14 protein-coding genes are annotated in these 15,492 nt (G+C 46.8%); 13 read left to right on the top strand and 1 reads right to left on the bottom strand.

The features are described from left to right. The first annotated feature begins 7 nt into the window (after positions 1-7). From MHI01_RS07450 to MHI01_RS07420, 7 genes are all read left to right on the top strand, one after another. Complete coding sequence (locus tag MHI01_RS07450; RefSeq protein WP_340982847.1) at positions 8-2,050, top strand: DNA ligase; 2,043 nt, start codon at positions 8-10, stop codon at positions 2,048-2,050. Further along, positions 2,047-2,358, top strand: a complete 312-nt coding sequence (locus tag MHI01_RS07445; protein WP_340903692.1) for an EscU/YscU/HrcU family type III secretion system export apparatus switch protein — start codon at positions 2,047-2,049, stop codon at positions 2,356-2,358. The genes MHI01_RS07450 and MHI01_RS07445 overlap by 4 nt, the downstream gene beginning before the upstream one ends. After that, a complete protein-coding gene (locus tag MHI01_RS07440; RefSeq protein WP_340982846.1) occupies positions 2,352-2,750 on the top strand; it encodes a YraN family protein in 399 nt (132 codons plus the stop codon). The genes MHI01_RS07445 and MHI01_RS07440 overlap by 7 nt, the downstream gene beginning before the upstream one ends. 320 nt (positions 2,751-3,070) lie before the next feature. After that, a complete protein-coding gene (locus MHI01_RS07435) occupies positions 3,071-3,232 on the top strand; it encodes a paeninodin family lasso peptide (protein WP_139331839.1) in 162 nt (53 codons plus the stop codon). 57 nt (positions 3,233-3,289) lie between these two features. After that, complete coding sequence (locus tag MHI01_RS07430) at positions 3,290-4,051, top strand: carboxypeptidase-like regulatory domain-containing protein (protein WP_340982845.1); 762 nt, start codon at positions 3,290-3,292, stop codon at positions 4,049-4,051. Next, the gene (locus MHI01_RS07425; RefSeq protein ID WP_340982844.1) at positions 4,005-4,481 is read left to right on the top strand and encodes an OmpL47-type beta-barrel domain-containing protein; all 477 of its coding nucleotides are present in this window, start codon (positions 4,005-4,007) and stop codon (positions 4,479-4,481) included. Before MHI01_RS07430 ends, MHI01_RS07425 begins: the two co-directional genes overlap by 47 nt. Positions 4,482-4,762: 281 nt before the next feature. After that, positions 4,763-5,314, top strand: a complete 552-nt coding sequence (locus tag MHI01_RS07420) for a nitroreductase family protein (protein ID WP_036609391.1) — start codon at positions 4,763-4,765, stop codon at positions 5,312-5,314. 244 nt (positions 5,315-5,558) lie between these two features. On the opposite strand, the gene MHI01_RS07415 is transcribed toward MHI01_RS07420, so the two are convergent. Further along, a complete protein-coding gene (locus MHI01_RS07415) occupies positions 5,559-7,169 on the bottom strand; it encodes a YifB family Mg chelatase-like AAA ATPase (RefSeq protein ID WP_340982843.1) in 1,611 nt (536 codons plus the stop codon). Between the two features lie 477 nt (positions 7,170-7,646). Between MHI01_RS07415 and MHI01_RS07410 the strand changes: the two genes are divergently transcribed. From MHI01_RS07410 to trmFO, 6 genes are all read left to right on the top strand, one after another. Further along, complete coding sequence (locus tag MHI01_RS07410; RefSeq protein ID WP_036609387.1) at positions 7,647-8,102, top strand: MarR family winged helix-turn-helix transcriptional regulator; 456 nt, start codon at positions 7,647-7,649, stop codon at positions 8,100-8,102. A gap of 243 nt (positions 8,103-8,345) precedes the next feature. Beyond that, positions 8,346-9,506, top strand: coding sequence for an ADP-forming succinate--CoA ligase subunit beta (sucC, locus tag MHI01_RS07405; protein ID WP_036609384.1), 1,161 nt, complete (start codon positions 8,346-8,348; stop codon positions 9,504-9,506). A 63-nt stretch (positions 9,507-9,569) separates the two neighbouring features. Continuing rightward, entirely contained in the window at positions 9,570-10,499 is a 930-nt protein-coding gene (gene sucD / locus MHI01_RS07400) for a succinate--CoA ligase subunit alpha (RefSeq protein WP_074094556.1), read from the top strand. A gap of 245 nt (positions 10,500-10,744) precedes the next feature. Further along, complete coding sequence (gene dprA / locus MHI01_RS07395; RefSeq protein WP_076318521.1) at positions 10,745-11,875, top strand: DNA-processing protein DprA; 1,131 nt, start codon at positions 10,745-10,747, stop codon at positions 11,873-11,875. A gap of 116 nt (positions 11,876-11,991) precedes the next feature. Continuing rightward, positions 11,992-14,091, top strand: a complete 2,100-nt coding sequence (gene topA / locus MHI01_RS07390; RefSeq protein ID WP_047842473.1) for a type I DNA topoisomerase — start codon at positions 11,992-11,994, stop codon at positions 14,089-14,091. Between the two features lie 51 nt (positions 14,092-14,142). Next, entirely contained in the window at positions 14,143-15,486 is a 1,344-nt protein-coding gene (gene trmFO / locus MHI01_RS07385) for an FADH(2)-oxidizing methylenetetrahydrofolate--tRNA-(uracil(54)-C(5))-methyltransferase TrmFO (RefSeq protein ID WP_405159044.1), read from the top strand. Positions 15,487-15,492 lie beyond the last annotated feature (6 nt).

Raw genomic sequence — 15,492 nt, 5'->3', positions numbered from 1 at the left:
CGGTTCCATGATAAAGGGGTTAATGGGAGACAGTAAGCCCGGCAATGCCAAACCGCTTGAATTAAAGGAAGGTCAGGTGGTTCGTGGCTCCGTCGTTAGTGTATCCGATGATGGGGGAGAAGCAGTTCTGCAGATTCAAGGTGTGCAAGTGCGCGCCAAGTTGGAGACTCCACTCCGTCCGGGTGAGACCACGTTGCTTCAAGTGCAACCTCCAGGTGAAAATGGCATAACGGTAATGAAACCTATGACGGGTACACTTGCTGAGCTGCCACAAGCTTCGCTGAACAACCTGCTTAAGGATGTAGGACTGCCGGATACAAAAGGGAACCGGGAACTGTTACTTGCCATGCAGCGTAGCGGATTGCCGCTAACGAAGGATAATGTGGCTATGGTCCAGAATATGATGACTGCTAAACCTGCACAGGTACCTGTGGAAGAATGGGTGCAGGCGACGGGAATTGCTTTTCAGCGTGGTCTTCCGGTTACGGCGGAAACAGTAAAAGGATTACACCAGACGGTGTTTGGCCCCCCTCTGCACCAGTTGTTAAGCGGGTTGGCTGACCAGTTGGAAACGATGCTGACTCAAACAACAGGTAAACCACTATTGCCTGGCGAACAATCTGCTACGTTGAAACCAGCAGTCATGGTTGGTGTACCTGTTGTATCGAATGCATCACAGACGGAAGAAGGATTGGCTGCATCAGGCAATGGTCGTCAGGTGACTGGAACCGGAACACCTGCTTTGTCAACGCAACAAGGACACGGGGCGTTGGCAGGAGCTATATCCATGACGGATGGCGGGGCAGAGGATGCAGGTACTGCGGTGAAAGGAAATGTGCAGACCGGCGGAGGCACAGGGAATGCTGAAGCCGGGGCCAAGGCAGTTGCCAGCAACGTTGAAACGGCTGGCAAAGGGGGCGCAGGTATTCCGTCTGGAACCGGAATACCCGCAGAGGGCCCGCGCGGGGCTGACGCGGGCCAAGCTGGGAGCCGTCCGGGTACATCTGGGGCGGCTACTGAATCTGTGGCTGGCCGTGCAAGTGCAGGCCAGCCTGAAACAGGCGCGGCCGGGCGGACTGACGGCCGCGCTGAAACGCCTGCTGCTGCGGGGACGCCGTCCGCAGCAGGCCAGGCGGCGCCAGCAGCGCCTACGGCAGCGCAGCTGGCGCCCAAGCTGCTGGCGCTGCTGGACGCCCTGCGCAGCGCGTCCACTGCCGCACCGGCACAGCCTGGTGCGGCAGCACAGGCCGCCCCTGCATCGCAGGGCGGCCAGGCGGCTGCGGCTGCCGGAGGCGTGCCGCAGCCGTTGCCAGCCGGCGCTGATGCGCCGCCGGCTGGCGGTAGTGCCGCAGCACCTGCGGGAGCTGCGGCACTACCCGCGCCTGTCACCCACGAGGGGGACCCGTGGGTGGGGCGCGTGCTGAAGCTGCTCGGTGCGGAGCACGAGCAGCAGGCCGTTCACGGCGCGGCAGCGCAGCCGCGCGTGGGGGATGCGGCGAGTCCGGCAAATGCGGACACGCTGAAGGGCTTGCTGCTGCAACTTGCCAGCAGCGAAGGTGCACCGGCGGCGCTTAAGGATGCCGCCGGACAGGCGGTGCAGTATCTGACAGGTCAGCAGTTATTGCTGACAACAGATCGCAGTGCTACATTTGCACAGATGCACTGGTTTATTCCGATCACTGGACCGGACGGGGAAGAAACGGCGTCTGTTCAGATTCAATCACGTCGTGGATCTCGTGGAGAGCTGGATGCGTCCAACTGCCGTCTATGGTTTGATCTGGACATGAAAAGTCTTGGGCCTACTCTGGTAGATGTCCATGTGGTTAATAACATTGTCAGTCTGCGTGTATTAAATGATCGCGAAGGAATGGGAGCGCTCCTGGAGAGCGGACGAGAGGTAATCCATCATGCATTGGACAAGCTGGGCTATCAACTGCTGACCTTCAAGGCGGAACCGTGGCCTGCGGGCCAGGAGCCGGGCGCGGAACGAAAAACGCGGGCCTCGGACTATAGTCCTGAACGATACAAAGGGGTGGACTTGAAGGTATGAAAGACGAGTCGTCACAACCGGACCTGCTTTCCAAAAAGGCGGTTGCCCTAAAGTATGTCCCTGGAGAGAGCGAAGCACCTGTTGTTGTAGCCAAGGGGCGCGGCAAAGTGGCAGAAGCCATTCTGGATAAAGCCAGAGAAAACGGCGTGGCTGTTCAGGAGGATGCAGCACTTGTGGAGGTGCTCTCCAAGTTGGATCTGGATGAACAGATTCCGGCAGAACTGTATCAACTGGTCGCAGAGGTGCTAACGTACGTCTACCGTGCAGATCGAATGGCCTCAGGACGTGAGGAAAATGAGCCATGGTAGAACGTAGATTGGGTCAGGAGCCAGGATTAAAGCTCACACGACAGCAGAAAGGCCGATTAGGTGAAGAGGCTGCCTGTCAATGGTTGCGAGAGCACGATTATCGAATCATTAGACAGAACTGGCGTTGCCGTAGCGGTGAGATTGACATCATTGCTTCCTACGAGGGCTTGCTTGTCTTTGTAGAAGTAAGAAGCAGAAGTGGAGCTGCTCAGTACGGTACACCTCAGGAATCGGTTGATATGCGTAAAATGGAGCAGGTGCGTTCAACCGCATCCGTATATTTGCAAATGACGGGAGAGACGGAACTTCAGATCCGTTTTGATGTAATTGCCGTAATGCTTGATCAAGCAGGAGAAATTGTCTCTGTGAATCATATTGTTAATGCTTTTTAAGAATTACAATCGAAGTTATTGTTGTATTATGTGATACGAAATGTATCTTTTTAATGTGAGTTGGTCAGTGATTTCGAAGTACAAGTTTAATTATGTCTTATCTTTGCATTCGTTTTAGTTTTAAAATTAGTTAATATACTAAAGCCGTAGTTCCTCTTTATACAGGAGCTGCGGCTTTTTTTGATTTAACTATGAAATCACTAAACAGAGGATAGAGCATTGATAATAAAATCATTGTATTTCAGAAATTTATAGATACAAAATGTATCACTTGTAATAAACTAAGAAAGTTGAAATTTAAAGAGAGGTTGGTGGGATGTATGAAAGAGCTTCAGAATACTTCGAACAACACAGTAAAACAAGTATGGGAGTGCCCTCGGATGGAAGTGCTGGATATCAGCGAGACCATGAACGGTGGACAGGGGATTTGGCAATATGTTTGGGACGGAGAATTCTGGAAGCTTGAACTTATGGTCAGTTAATTTAAGAGGTTAAAGAGCAATGTTTGATCAATAAAATAAATGAGGTGTAGTGAGAAGATGCAGACAAGTATCAAATGGATCATTCGACTAAGTACACTATCTTTATGTTTCATTTTGTTTGGAATCATGTATTCCGGAGTTTCTTATGCTGCTGAATCTGACAATGCGGTTAGTGTGTCAGGTAAAGTGATTGATCGTCAGGGATTGCCTGTCAAGGACGCCACAGTCAAGTATTGGCTTGATTATGGGAATAAGGAACACAGCGTGGAGACAGATGAGAGTGGGAATTATCGTATTATTGAATCCGTTGAGAACTATACTGTATTTACCTTTTCAGTTGAAGCAGAGGGGTATGTGCCGTATCGACATTACACTTCCTATAGTTTAAGGGGTGGAGAGCAAATACAACTTGATTTTCGTATTTATGAGCCATCCACGATTGTAGGAACAGTCAAAGATCAGGCAGGCAGACCTGTTCCAGATGCTCGTATAAAAGTAACAAGTGTCTTTGATCGTATAGTGAAAACTGATCAGCAAGGTCGATATGCGGTTACAGGAATTGATTACGCCTATAATCCGAACATTGCAATATGGGTAGATGCCGATGGTTATATGTTATATGAACAGGATCGCTTGGGTGTCCGGGAGGGAGGAACCTTGAGAATGGATGTTGTTTTGGCAGAGGCGGCACACGTGCGGGGAAAAGTTGTAGATGAGTCGGGCAATCCAGTAAGTGGGGCTAAAGTTAATGCTGGAGGTTCGGCAACAACAGATGCTCAAGGCAACTATTTTAATAAAGCGCGTACCAACAGGGGCTAGAACGATAACGGGAGAAGCAGCAGGATATCTAAAAACGAGCCTGAGCGTTACTCTTGTAAAAGGAGATCATAATACGTTTAATATCGTACTTAAGAAGGATGCAGATATTACACCTCCAGTAACCAAGTACAGATTAGTTCCTATTACAGATACTGTGAACGGGAAAATATACATCAAAGGATTTACATTCAGACTTCAGGCAACAGACGAAGTCAAAGGCTCGGGCGTAAAAACAACGCAATATCGAATCAATGGGGGAGAATGGAAGAACTATGAAGGACCCGTCAAGTTTTATGCCCCTGATGTCAAGGTGGTAGAGTACTATAGTACAGATGTTGCAGGTAACCAGGAGAAGTACAACAAAATGGATTTTGTTAATGGCACATTTGAAGGGAATGGCACGTTTGAAGGGGCGAGTTACGACGATTAATTACTCGTTGATATGATATGTGAATCAATAACATGAGAATAAAAGACGGTTCTGACTTTATGATCCCTCGTGGTGAATCAAGATTCAGAGTCGTCTTTTCTGTTGGAATGACCCTAACGGTACTGACCTTTGCCTCCCCTTTGAATCTCGTGATCAGATGGGTGTATAATCAAGAAGGTAAACTGGTATTTTATTATGTCATAAAGAAATTATATTGAATGTACAAGGCCGCGAATCACTATTGCGGTTGCAAATGATTTTATAAACAGGAGGTACGGCCGATGAGTAAAGCTACGAAAACAACAAATGAAGTCAGAAATGCGATTCAAAACCGTCGTACGGTGAAAAAATTCAAAAAAGAAGCTGTTCCTACACAGCAGATTATAGAATTGCTGGATACGGCAGTCTGGGCTCCTAACCATAAACTGCGTGAACCTTGGAGATTTTTGTTATTTACCGGGAATGGACGGAAGAAACTGGCTGAGGCTATTGACGCAGAAATGGGAGAAGACAACAAATTCTCACCCAATATTATGCAAGTTCCATCCGTTATGCTTGTCGTGCTGGAAGAAGATCCAAGACAGAATATCTGGGACGAAGACTTCGCTGCGGTCAGTGCATTGGTTCAAAACTTTATGCTTGCAGCCTGGAGTGAAGACATTGGAACGTTCTGGGTGACCAAGCCATTTTTATACGCTCCCAAATTCCGCAAACCGCTTGGAATAGAGGCGGGAGAGAAGATTGTAGGCATGATTTATATGGGTTACCCTGATGTTATTCCTTCTGCCAAAGAACGCACACCAGCTAAGGACAAACTCACTCTTTTTGAATAATAAATTGTTGCAGACCTTAGCTATATACGATCCCCATACGTTTACAGGGAAATCTACGTACAAGTACCTTTCTTCACAGAAGAGAAGGGCTTGTACGTTTTTTTGTCATGTTGGAGTATCCGCATTGTAGAATCTGCATAAGGAATCCTTCTCGATTTTCCTCTGATGTCTGCAGTTTCATGCCCATTTCACTGCCTTTGGGTAAATAGGCCTGTTCTTTCCTCCATATGCTTCTAAAATAGCTTCAAAATAAATTAAGATCCAATTGACGATACTGGATGGCTTCAGCCACATGAGCTGTCACAATTTCACCTTCATGGTCCAGATCGGCAATTGTCTGTGCCATCTTGATAATCCGATCATGTGCACGCATGCTCAGGTTTAACGTTTGCAGCGTTTGCTCTAACAGTTGCTCTGCCTCTTGGGGGAGATGGATCGTTCGTCGCAAAAGCGTGCCCGAAAGCTGGCTATTCCAACGGACTGAACTTTTGGCATAACGTGTAGCCTGAATTTGATGAGCGTGGATCACTTTTGCCTGCATTTCTTCAGAGGAAGGGGAAGCAGCAGACTTGCGCCACTCGCCTGGTGGAGGAACCTCAACCTGAAGATCAATGCGGTCCAGCAGTGGTCCTGAAATTTTGGCTCGGTACGCGGCAACACGGGCTGGACTACATATGCAGCGTTGCTCCTCCGAATGAGCGGACAAATATCCGCAGGGACAGGGATTCATGGAACATGCAAGCATAAACTGGGCCGGAAAGGTGAAAGCAGCCCGTGCCCGACTAATTGTCACTGTGCGATCCTCTAACGGTTGCCTTAATACCTCCAGCACTTGGCGCTGGAATTCAGGTAATTCATCCAGAAACAATATGCCCCGGTGGGCAAGGCTCACTTCACCCGGTTTTGGGATACCACCGCCTCCAATCAGACCAGAGGTGGATATCGTGTGGTGAGGAGAGCGAAAAGGTCTGTCTGCAATCAGGCCTTGAGGCGCTTCTTTCAACTTGCCTGCGGCACTTAATACTTTGGTGACTTCCAACGCTTCATCTTCTGACAAAGGAGGAAGGATGGAGGGTAGACGTTTGATTAACATCGTTTTGCCCGTGCCTGGGGGTCCAACGAGCAGTATATTATGCATGCCGGCTGCAGCAATCATAAGCGCGCGTTTTACATGATGCTGCCCTAGAACATCACTATAGTCGTCTGCAAATAATGGTGTTTGTCTCGTCTTCCTATCCGCCATCTTATGAGTCTTATCAGTTATAGGAGCAGCGAGGTGTGCATAATTTTTCAACACGACTGGTCCTGCATTCGAATTATTTGGTATTCCCACTGAATTAGAGGGTTGATCTGGGTTTTCCGGAGCAATATCCTGTAAATGACGAATGCCAAAAACCTGGATACCTCGAATCAGTGACGCTTCCTCCACGTTATCCAAAGGTAGGAGCACGGACGTAAAGCCTTGCCGTTTGGCCAGATCCACCATGGATAAAATGCCCGGCACGGACCTGATCGAACCGTCCAACGCCAGTTCGCCAACCAATAGTGTCCGTTCCTGGGGAGGAAGTACAAGCTGGCCGCTTGTCATAAGTAAACCAATAGCAATGGCTAGATCAAAGGAAGATCCTTCCTTGCGCAGATCAGCGGGGGCCAGATTGATTGTGATTCGCTGTAAAGGATACTGATATCCGCAGTTTTTAATCGCTGCACGAACACGTTCAACGGCCTCACGAATGGCTGAATCCGGTAAACCGATGATGGATGTCTGTGGTAGACCATTGGATAAATCGGTTTCCACCTCGATCAGAACACCATCGATTCCGTACAAACACGCACTGTGTAATTTTCCGTACATAACAAAGAAACACCTCACTCGATTCTTGACTCCGCATAATACGGGCCAGTCTACGAATTAAGGTGCTTCCTCAGCTTCTATTAAGCATTTTATATAAAAGGAATCATGGAGTCAACCTGTCATTATCATTGCTGTAGTCATCTTTCCTGATCCCTGAATTTTATTTCTGGAAGGAAATCATTAAATTGCTTTGGCGAAAATGGTCGTATAAACTTTCATTATGGTAATTAAATTTGACCTGAGAAAGCGTGAATCTGTTCGTCGGACTTATCTATTATTGTTGTTAAACCATGGGGATGAACTGCTGATTATCTAATTATATTTATGTTTTACACAATCTAATTTATCATAATTAAATTGAATAGTAAAATCATTTGTGCTCAATTATTCTGTTTTTTTTCTATTTTGTGATAGTATAGATCTATAGTTCCCGTATTATTAGGAATAGATTGCACAATAGGCAGGTGAGAAAGACATATGCAGACTGACAGTTTGAAGCTGGATAACCAATTATGCTTTGCCATATATGCTTGTTCACGTGAGATTACGAAGATGTACCAGCCTTATCTGGAGGTACTTGGCGTAACGTATTCCCAGTATTTGGTGTTGATGGTTTTATGGGAACGTGAAGAATGTACGGTTAAGGAGATCGGGGAGGCTCTCTATCTCGATTCGGGAACGTTGACACCACTTCTCAAACGTTTGCAGTCAGCAGGACTTATTAATCGCGAACGCTCGGCTCAGGACGAACGAAAAGTATTAATTACACTAACCGACTCGGGTCGTGAGTTGCGGAACAAGGCATTATCCATACCTGAATCCATTCAGGGAGATGCGTGTTTGAACAGTACAGAGTTTGAAACATTGCTGGGTCAGTTCAAAGGATTGCTGGAGAAAGTTCACGAAACCAACACCAACGCAGCCAAAAAATAAAATGTAGTTTTACATCAAGGAAACCTCAGTTTTTAGCTGAGGTTTTTTCCATATATACCCAAGCATTCACAATATGGGATCATACTCATATCAAAATACTGTCTATTAACCATTAGTTTTTTAAGGAAAGCGTTTTAAAAACGTGTTACAATGAATTGGGCTTGAGTGAAAATAGTCAACATTTGTCTTTTGTTAGTCTACCAACCCGCCTTGTTGCAGTCATGTTGATAGGAGGATTCGAGAATGAATATCCATGAATATCAAGGAAAAGAAGTACTGAAACAGTATGGAGTTACCGTTCCAAACGGAAAGGTTGCTTATACAGTCGATGAAGCGGTCGCGGCCGCTGAGGCATTGGGCAGTCCAGTGACTGTTGTCAAAGCACAGATTCACGCAGGTGGCCGGGGTAAAGCCGGCGGCGTAAAAGTGGCAAAGAGTACGGATGAAGTTCGTGCCTATGCTTCTGAAATTCTGGGCAAAGTATTGGTAACACACCAGACTGGACCAGAAGGTAAAGAAGTGAAACGTCTTCTGATTGAAGAAGGATGCGATATCCGCAAAGAGTATTATGTGGGTGTTGTTGTGGACCGTGCCACAGGCCGTGTAGTTATGATGGCTTCCGAAGAAGGCGGTACTGAGATTGAAGAAGTAGCTGAAGCTACACCTGAGAAAATTTTCAAAGAAATCATTGACCCTGCCATTGGATTGCAAGTGTTCCAGGCCCGTAAACTGGCTTACAGCATTAAGATTCCGAATGAACTGGTGAACAAAGCTGTTAAGTTCATGCTCGCGCTGTACACTGCATTTGTCGAAAAAGATTGCTCTATTGCCGAGATCAATCCTCTCGTTGTTACCGGAGATGGAAACGTTATCGCGCTAGATGCGAAATTGAACTTTGACTCCAACGCCCTGTTCCGACACAAAGACATTTTGGAACTGCGTGACCTGGATGAAGAGGATGAAAAAGAAATCGAAGCTTCCAAATACGACCTCAGCTACATAGCACTTGATGGCAACATCGGCTGTATGGTCAATGGTGCGGGACTTGCGATGGCAACGATGGACATTATCAAATACTACGGTGGAGACCCGGCCAACTTCCTTGACGTTGGGGGCGGTGCGACAACGGAGAAGGTGACTGAAGCATTTAAGATCATCTTGTCCGATGCCAAAGTAGCTGGGATCTTTGTTAACATCTTCGGTGGCATCATGCGCTGTGATGTTATCGCCAATGGTGTTGTTGAAGCCGCGAAGCAGCTTGGCCTGACCAAACCGCTGGTTGTTCGTCTTGAAGGAACTAACGTGGAGCTTGGCAAACGTATTCTGGGTGAATCTGGCCTGAATATCGTTCCTGCTGATTCCATGGCCGATGGTGCACAGAAAATTGTTGCCCTCGTAAAATAAGCTCATTCCTTAGTACCGGAGCTGTCCGGGAATTGAAAAATAACCGTAAGGATGTGAAGCAACGTGAGTATTTTGATCGATAAAAATACAAAAGTCATTACGCAAGGCATTACGGGTTCAACGGGAATGTTCCACACGAAGGGCGCATTGGACTACGGAACCCAGATGGTAGGCGGAGTTACACCGGGTAAAGGCGGAACTAATGTGGATATCACGTTGGAAGACGGCACAGTAGCTAGTCTGCCGGTGTTCAACACTGTGCAGGAAGCGAAGGAAGCTACAGGCGCAACAGCGAGCGTCATTTACGTTCCTCCTGCATTTGCAGCAGATTCCATTATGGAAGCTGTTGATGCTGAGCTGGACCTCGTAATCTGTATTACAGAAGGTATTCCGGTTCTTGACATGATCAAGGTTGACCGCTTTATGGAAGGTAAAGATACTGTCCTGATCGGACCAAACTGTCCAGGTGTCATTACACCAGGAGAATGTAAAATCGGTATCATGCCTGGTTATATCCATATGGCAGGGCACGTAGGCGTTGTTTCCCGTAGTGGAACACTTACCTATGAAGCCGTTCATCAACTGACGACACGTGGCATTGGACAATCTTCTGCTGTAGGAATCGGGGGAGACCCTGTAAAAGGCTCCGAGTTCATTGATATTCTCAAACGGTTCAATGAAGATCCACAGACTCATGCGGTCATCATGATTGGTGAGATTGGTGGTACAGCTGAAGAGGATGCTGCAGATTGGGTACGTGAAAACATGACCAAACCGGTTGTTGGCTTTATCGGTGGCGTAACAGCGCCTCCAGGCAAACGGATGGGCCATGCTGGCGCTATTATCTCTGGCGGTAAAGGTACAGCCAAAGAGAAAATTGCGAAGCTGGAATCATGTGGAATCAAAGTAGCACCAACTCCTGCTGAGATGGGTTCGACTTTGGTGAGTGTACTTGAGGAACGCGGTATTTTGAATTTGTGCACGACACATTAATTCTTTTTCGTTATAATAGAAGAAACGGCTCGGAAATGATTTATTTCTGGTAGACCGACTATTATGGTTACGGAAAAGGTAAGCAACCTTTTGTCCTTGAACAGGGCGAAGGGTTGCTTTTTTGCGTTTTTTTTTACGGGAAAAGGAGGAGGAATTGTCTCTCATCTGCGTAAACGCTTGCATTCCGTGGTCACTTAACACACAATATGAGGGAAGATCTCTTCCCGCTTTGGGAGGTTTATGGTATGAAAGAAAGATGGATCTTGTTTGGGTTACATGAGATGGAGGGCATTGGCAAGAAAACAATCTCGAAACTGATTCTGGGACAACATGAATTACCCGAACTATTGAATTATGGGGAAAGCGACTGGGTCGCAGCAGGCTTGCGGAAAGATCAGGCTGCACGTTTGGCTAGCCAATTTACTATCGACTGGATTGAGAGTAAAAGAGAACACGTTTACAATCAGGGGATAGAGGTTATTACTTATCTGGATCAGAATTATCCCATATTAATGAAGGAAACCGTTCAGCCTCCCTGGGTAATGTATGCTCGAGGGGATGTTAGTTTGCTACACAATTCGTCTATTGCCATGGTGGGAACTCGTATGCCAACCGTGTATGGGCGCAAAGTTGGAGAAAAGCTGGCAGAGCAATTATGCAATGCAGGACTGACGATTGTAAGCGGGCTTGCCCGTGGTATTGATAGCGTATGTCATGAGGCAGTACTACGTGCCAAAGGAAAAACGATTGCAGTATTCGGAACAGGGATTGATAATATATACCCACCCGAAAATACAAGCCTCGCTGAACGAATCGCGGAGACGGGGCTGCTTTTGTCGGAATATCCACCAGGTACGAGAGCGCGCCAGGGATTATTTCCGGAACGGAATCGAATCATTGCCGGTCTGACACTGGGAACATTGGTTGTTGAGGCTGACATTCGCAGTGGTTCACTCATTACAGCAGATGCTGCGCTTGAAGCAGGCAGGGATGTATTTGCAGTCCCTGGACCTATTACATCGCCGAAAAGTCGGGGAGCACACAATCTTATCCGTCAAGGGGCCAAATTGGTCACTTGTGCAGCAGATGTATTGGAAGAGTATCGATTGGGCTTGCCAAATGCAGAACAACTTCCTTACAATAGAGGACGTTCGACCGAAACAACCGAGCCTTCCGGGCGAGGGATATTCGCTGAGGTTAAGCTCTCTCCAGATGAACAACGTGTGATTTATCTGTTGGAACAGGGAGAACAATCATTGGATCAACTGGTTGAGCTGCTTGGTTGGGATTTTGGACATTTGCATTCAGTTCTGTTATCTTTAATCATAAAAAAGCAGATTAGCCAATTACCAGGCACTAAATACGCGAGGGTATGACGAAGCTACAACCTACGTAGTGCGTGGAAATATATAATTAGCAGAAGTTATTAACTATGCATAAGCTTACAGAAACAGTTTCATGACAGTTTCATGACTGAGAGGAGGATGAACCTATGGCGGATGCACTCGTAATCGTGGAGTCGCCCTCAAAGGCGAAGACGATAGGCAAATATTTAGGCAGCAAGTTCATCGTAAAAGCTTCGATGGGGCATATTCGCGATTTGCCAAAGAGTCAGATCGGCGTTGAGGTAGAGAATGATTTTAATCCGAAATATATTACGATCCGCGGCAAAGGTTCAATTTTGAAAGAACTGAAGGATGCACGGAAGAAAGTGAAAAAAGTGTATCTCGCAGCTGACCCGGATCGCGAAGGTGAGGCTATCGCATGGCATTTGGCCCATGCTCTTGAACTGGATGATACGGCAGATTGCCGGGTAGTATTTAATGAAATTACAAAACAGGCGGTCAAAGATGCGTTCAAAACGCCGCGGAAAATCAATATGGATTTGGTTAACGCGCAGCAGGCAAGACGTATTCTGGATCGACTCGTTGGATATAAAATTAGTCCGTTATTATGGAAGAAAGTGAAAAAAGGTTTGTCTGCAGGCCGGGTTCAGTCCGTGGCTGTTAAAATCATTTTAGATCGTGAAAATGAAATTGATGATTTTGAGCCGGAAGAATACTGGAGCATTACCGCCAAACTGACAGCAGACGGCAATCCGTTTGAAGCCAAGTTTCATAAACTGAACGGGGCCAAAACAGAGCTGGGCAGTGAAGCGGAAGTGCAAGCGATCCTGAAACAGATCGAAGGTGCAGACTTTACGATCAAGGAAGTTAAAGAGAAAGAACGGAGCCGTAACCCCTCCGCCCCGTTTACGACGAGTTCTCTGCAACAGGAAGCGGCACGTAAATTGAATTTCAGAGCTTCCAAGACGATGTCGGTCGCCCAACAACTATATGAAGGTGTAGACCTTGGAAAAGAAGGCACAGTAGGTCTCATCACGTATATGCGTACGGACTCCACACGAATTGCGGCATCTGCACAAGAAGAAGCCAAAGAATATATCGTTGGTAAGTATGGTGAGCCATTTGCACCTGAGACTCCACGAAACTATTCCAAAAAAGCAGCTAATGCTCAGGATGCGCATGAAGCGATTCGTCCAACTTCAATTCTGCGTGACCCTGACTCAATCAAGTCATTCATGAGTCGCGATCAGTTCCGGTTGTACAAACTGGTATGGGAACGTTTTGTTGCGAGCCAGATGTCTTCGGCTATCCTGGATACACTCTCTGTAGATATTGCTGCGGGGGACACCATTTTCCGTGCAGCAGGTTCGAAGGTACGATTCCAAGGTTTCATGAAGGTATATGTTGAAGGAAACGACGATGGTACAACCGATGAAGACCGTCTGCTGCCCCCGTTGAAAAGTGGAGATGTACTTGAGAAGCAGGAGATTGAGCCAAAACAGCATTTTACACAACCGCCACCCCGATATACGGAGGCAAGGTTGGTTAAGACGCTTGAGGAATTGGGTATAGGGCGTCCGAGTACATATGCGCCAACACTGGAGACCATTCAGAAGCGCGGATATGTTGCAATTGAGGAAAAGAAATTCATGCCGACCGAGCTGGGTGAACTGGTCATCGAACAGATGGAAGAGTTTTTCCCGGAAATTCTGAATGTAGAGTTCACCGCAAACATGGAAGGTGATCTTGACCATGTGGAGGAAGGTTCGGAGGATTGGGTCAAAGTACTCGCAGAATTCTATGAATCTTTTGAGAAACGCCTTGAGTTTGCGGAAGAAGAAATGAAAGAAATCGAGATTGAAGACGAAGTGTCGGATGAGATCTGTGAGAAGTGTGGCAAACCGCTGGTTTATAAACTCGGACGTTTTGGCAAGTTTCTTGCGTGCTCGGGCTTCCCTGATTGCCGGAATACCAAACCGATTATCAAGGATATCGGCGTGACTTGTCCGAAGTGTAAGGAAGGTCATGTTGTTGAGCGTCGTAGCAAAAAAGGACGTATTTTCTACGGTTGTGACAAATATCCTGAATGTGATTTTGTCTCATGGGACAGACCTTCAGCCAAACCATGTCCAAGTTGCGGATCGCTAATGATTGAAAAGCGGAACAAAAAGGGAGCACGATTGCAGTGTACTTCATGTGATCATCAGGAGCCGGTGGATGAACCGGATGACGAATCAGCAGATTAGTATATATGTGAATCAATTATAGTGAAATATGAAATTGCTTTATGGGGGTAAATGATTTTGACGAATGAACAACAAGTAACCGTTATTGGTGCCGGGCTGGCAGGAACAGAAGCGGCCTGGCAGATTGCAAGTCGCGGCGTACGCGTAAAATTATACGAGATGAGACCTGTTGTGAAAACACCAGCCCATCATACGGATAAATTTGCAGAACTGGTATGTAGCAACTCGCTGCGTGCGAATGGATTGACCAATGCAGTGGGTGTGTTAAAAGAAGAAATGAGAATGCTCAATTCTCTCGTATTGTCAGCAGCAGACAAACATGCAGTTCCCGCAGGTGGGGCGCTTGCTGTGGACCGGGATGGATTTTCAGGTGAGATTACATCCACGTTGCACCAGCATCCGCTTATCGAAGTGGTGAATGAGGAATTAACTTCTCTGCCGGAAGAGGGCATCGTTGTTGTTGCAACGGGGCCGCTGACCTCACCTGCATTGTCTGAGCAAATCAAGGCACTAATGGGGGAAGAGTATTTCTACTTCTATGATGCAGCTGCACCGATCATCGAAAAAGATTCAATTGATATGAATAAAGTGTATCTGGCTTCCCGTTATGATAAGGGTGAAGCGGCATATCTGAACTGTCCGATGACAGAAGAAGAGTTTGATGTCTTCTATGAAGCTCTCATTACTGCTGAAGTCGCTCAATTGAAAGAGTTCGAGAAAGAAATCTACTTTGAAGGTTGTATGCCAATCGAAGTGATGATGAAACGCGGAAAACAGACGGCTCTGTTTGGTCCAATGAAACCGGTAGGTCTGGTTAACCCTCATACAGGAGAGTTGCCACATGCGGTTGTTCAGCTTAGACAGGACAATGCAGCTGGAACCCTGTATAACTTGGTGGGTTTCCAGACGCATCTGAAATGGGGAGAACAGAAACGTGTCTTTTCCCTTATTCCTGGACTTGAAAATGCAGAGTTCGTTCGTTATGGCGTAATGCACCGTAATACATTTATTAACTCTCCTAAACTGCTTCTTCCGACGTATCAGTTTAAAGAGCGTCCAAACCTGTTCTTTGCAGGTCAGATGACGGGTGTAGAAGGATATGTGGAATCTGCTGCATCAGGGCTTATTGCCGGCATGAACGCAGCCAAAGCAGCACTTGGGCAGGAACTGGTGGTATTGCCGGTAGAAACAACACTTGGCAGTATGGCTCAGTATATTACAACTGCTGACTTCAAGCACTTCCAACCAATGAACGCAAACTTTGGTTTGTTGCCGAAGCTTGAAACAAAGATTCGTAACAAAAAGGAAAAAAATGAAGCTCTTGCACAGCGTGCACTGGATGGCATTACTAGTTTTGCTGCGGCAGAAGGTCTAACTGTTCCGGAACGCGTATAAATTATT

Origin of the sequence: Paenibacillus sp. FSL M7-0656 (genome assembly GCF_038003225.1) — a bacterium.
Lineage (GTDB): Bacteria > Bacillota > Bacilli > Paenibacillales > Paenibacillaceae > Paenibacillus > Paenibacillus amylolyticus.
Note: the sequence above shows the minus strand (reverse complement) of the source record. Positions and strands in the feature narration are given on the sequence as shown.

What these genes read in the sequence shown, in the direction of transcription:
- topA (WP_047842473.1), top strand. Translation starts at nt 11,992, where the DNA reads ATGGCGGATGCACTCGTAATCGTGGAGTCGCCCTCAAAGGCGAAGACG.
- MHI01_RS07420 (WP_036609391.1), top strand. Translation starts at nt 4,763, where the DNA reads ATGAGTAAAGCTACGAAAACAACAAATGAAGTCAGAAATGCGATTCAA.
- sucC (WP_036609384.1), top strand. Translation starts at nt 8,346, where the DNA reads ATGAATATCCATGAATATCAAGGAAAAGAAGTACTGAAACAGTATGGA.
- trmFO (WP_405159044.1), top strand. Translation starts at nt 14,143, where the DNA reads ATGATTTTGACGAATGAACAACAAGTAACCGTTATTGGTGCCGGGCTG.
- MHI01_RS07415 (WP_340982843.1), bottom strand. Translation starts at nt 7,169, where the DNA reads ATGTACGGAAAATTACACAGTGCGTGTTTGTACGGAATCGATGGTGTT.
- MHI01_RS07450 (WP_340982847.1), top strand. Translation starts at nt 8, where the DNA reads ATGATAAAGGGGTTAATGGGAGACAGTAAGCCCGGCAATGCCAAACCG.
- MHI01_RS07430 (WP_340982845.1), top strand. Translation starts at nt 3,290, where the DNA reads ATGCAGACAAGTATCAAATGGATCATTCGACTAAGTACACTATCTTTA.
- MHI01_RS07410 (WP_036609387.1), top strand. Translation starts at nt 7,647, where the DNA reads ATGCAGACTGACAGTTTGAAGCTGGATAACCAATTATGCTTTGCCATA.
- MHI01_RS07440 (WP_340982846.1), top strand. Translation starts at nt 2,352, where the DNA reads ATGGTAGAACGTAGATTGGGTCAGGAGCCAGGATTAAAGCTCACACGA.
- MHI01_RS07445 (WP_340903692.1), top strand. Translation starts at nt 2,047, where the DNA reads ATGAAAGACGAGTCGTCACAACCGGACCTGCTTTCCAAAAAGGCGGTT.
- MHI01_RS07425 (WP_340982844.1), top strand. Translation starts at nt 4,005, where the DNA reads ATGCTCAAGGCAACTATTTTAATAAAGCGCGTACCAACAGGGGCTAGA.
- dprA (WP_076318521.1), top strand. Translation starts at nt 10,745, where the DNA reads ATGAAAGAAAGATGGATCTTGTTTGGGTTACATGAGATGGAGGGCATT.
- MHI01_RS07435 (WP_139331839.1), top strand. Translation starts at nt 3,071, where the DNA reads ATGAAAGAGCTTCAGAATACTTCGAACAACACAGTAAAACAAGTATGG.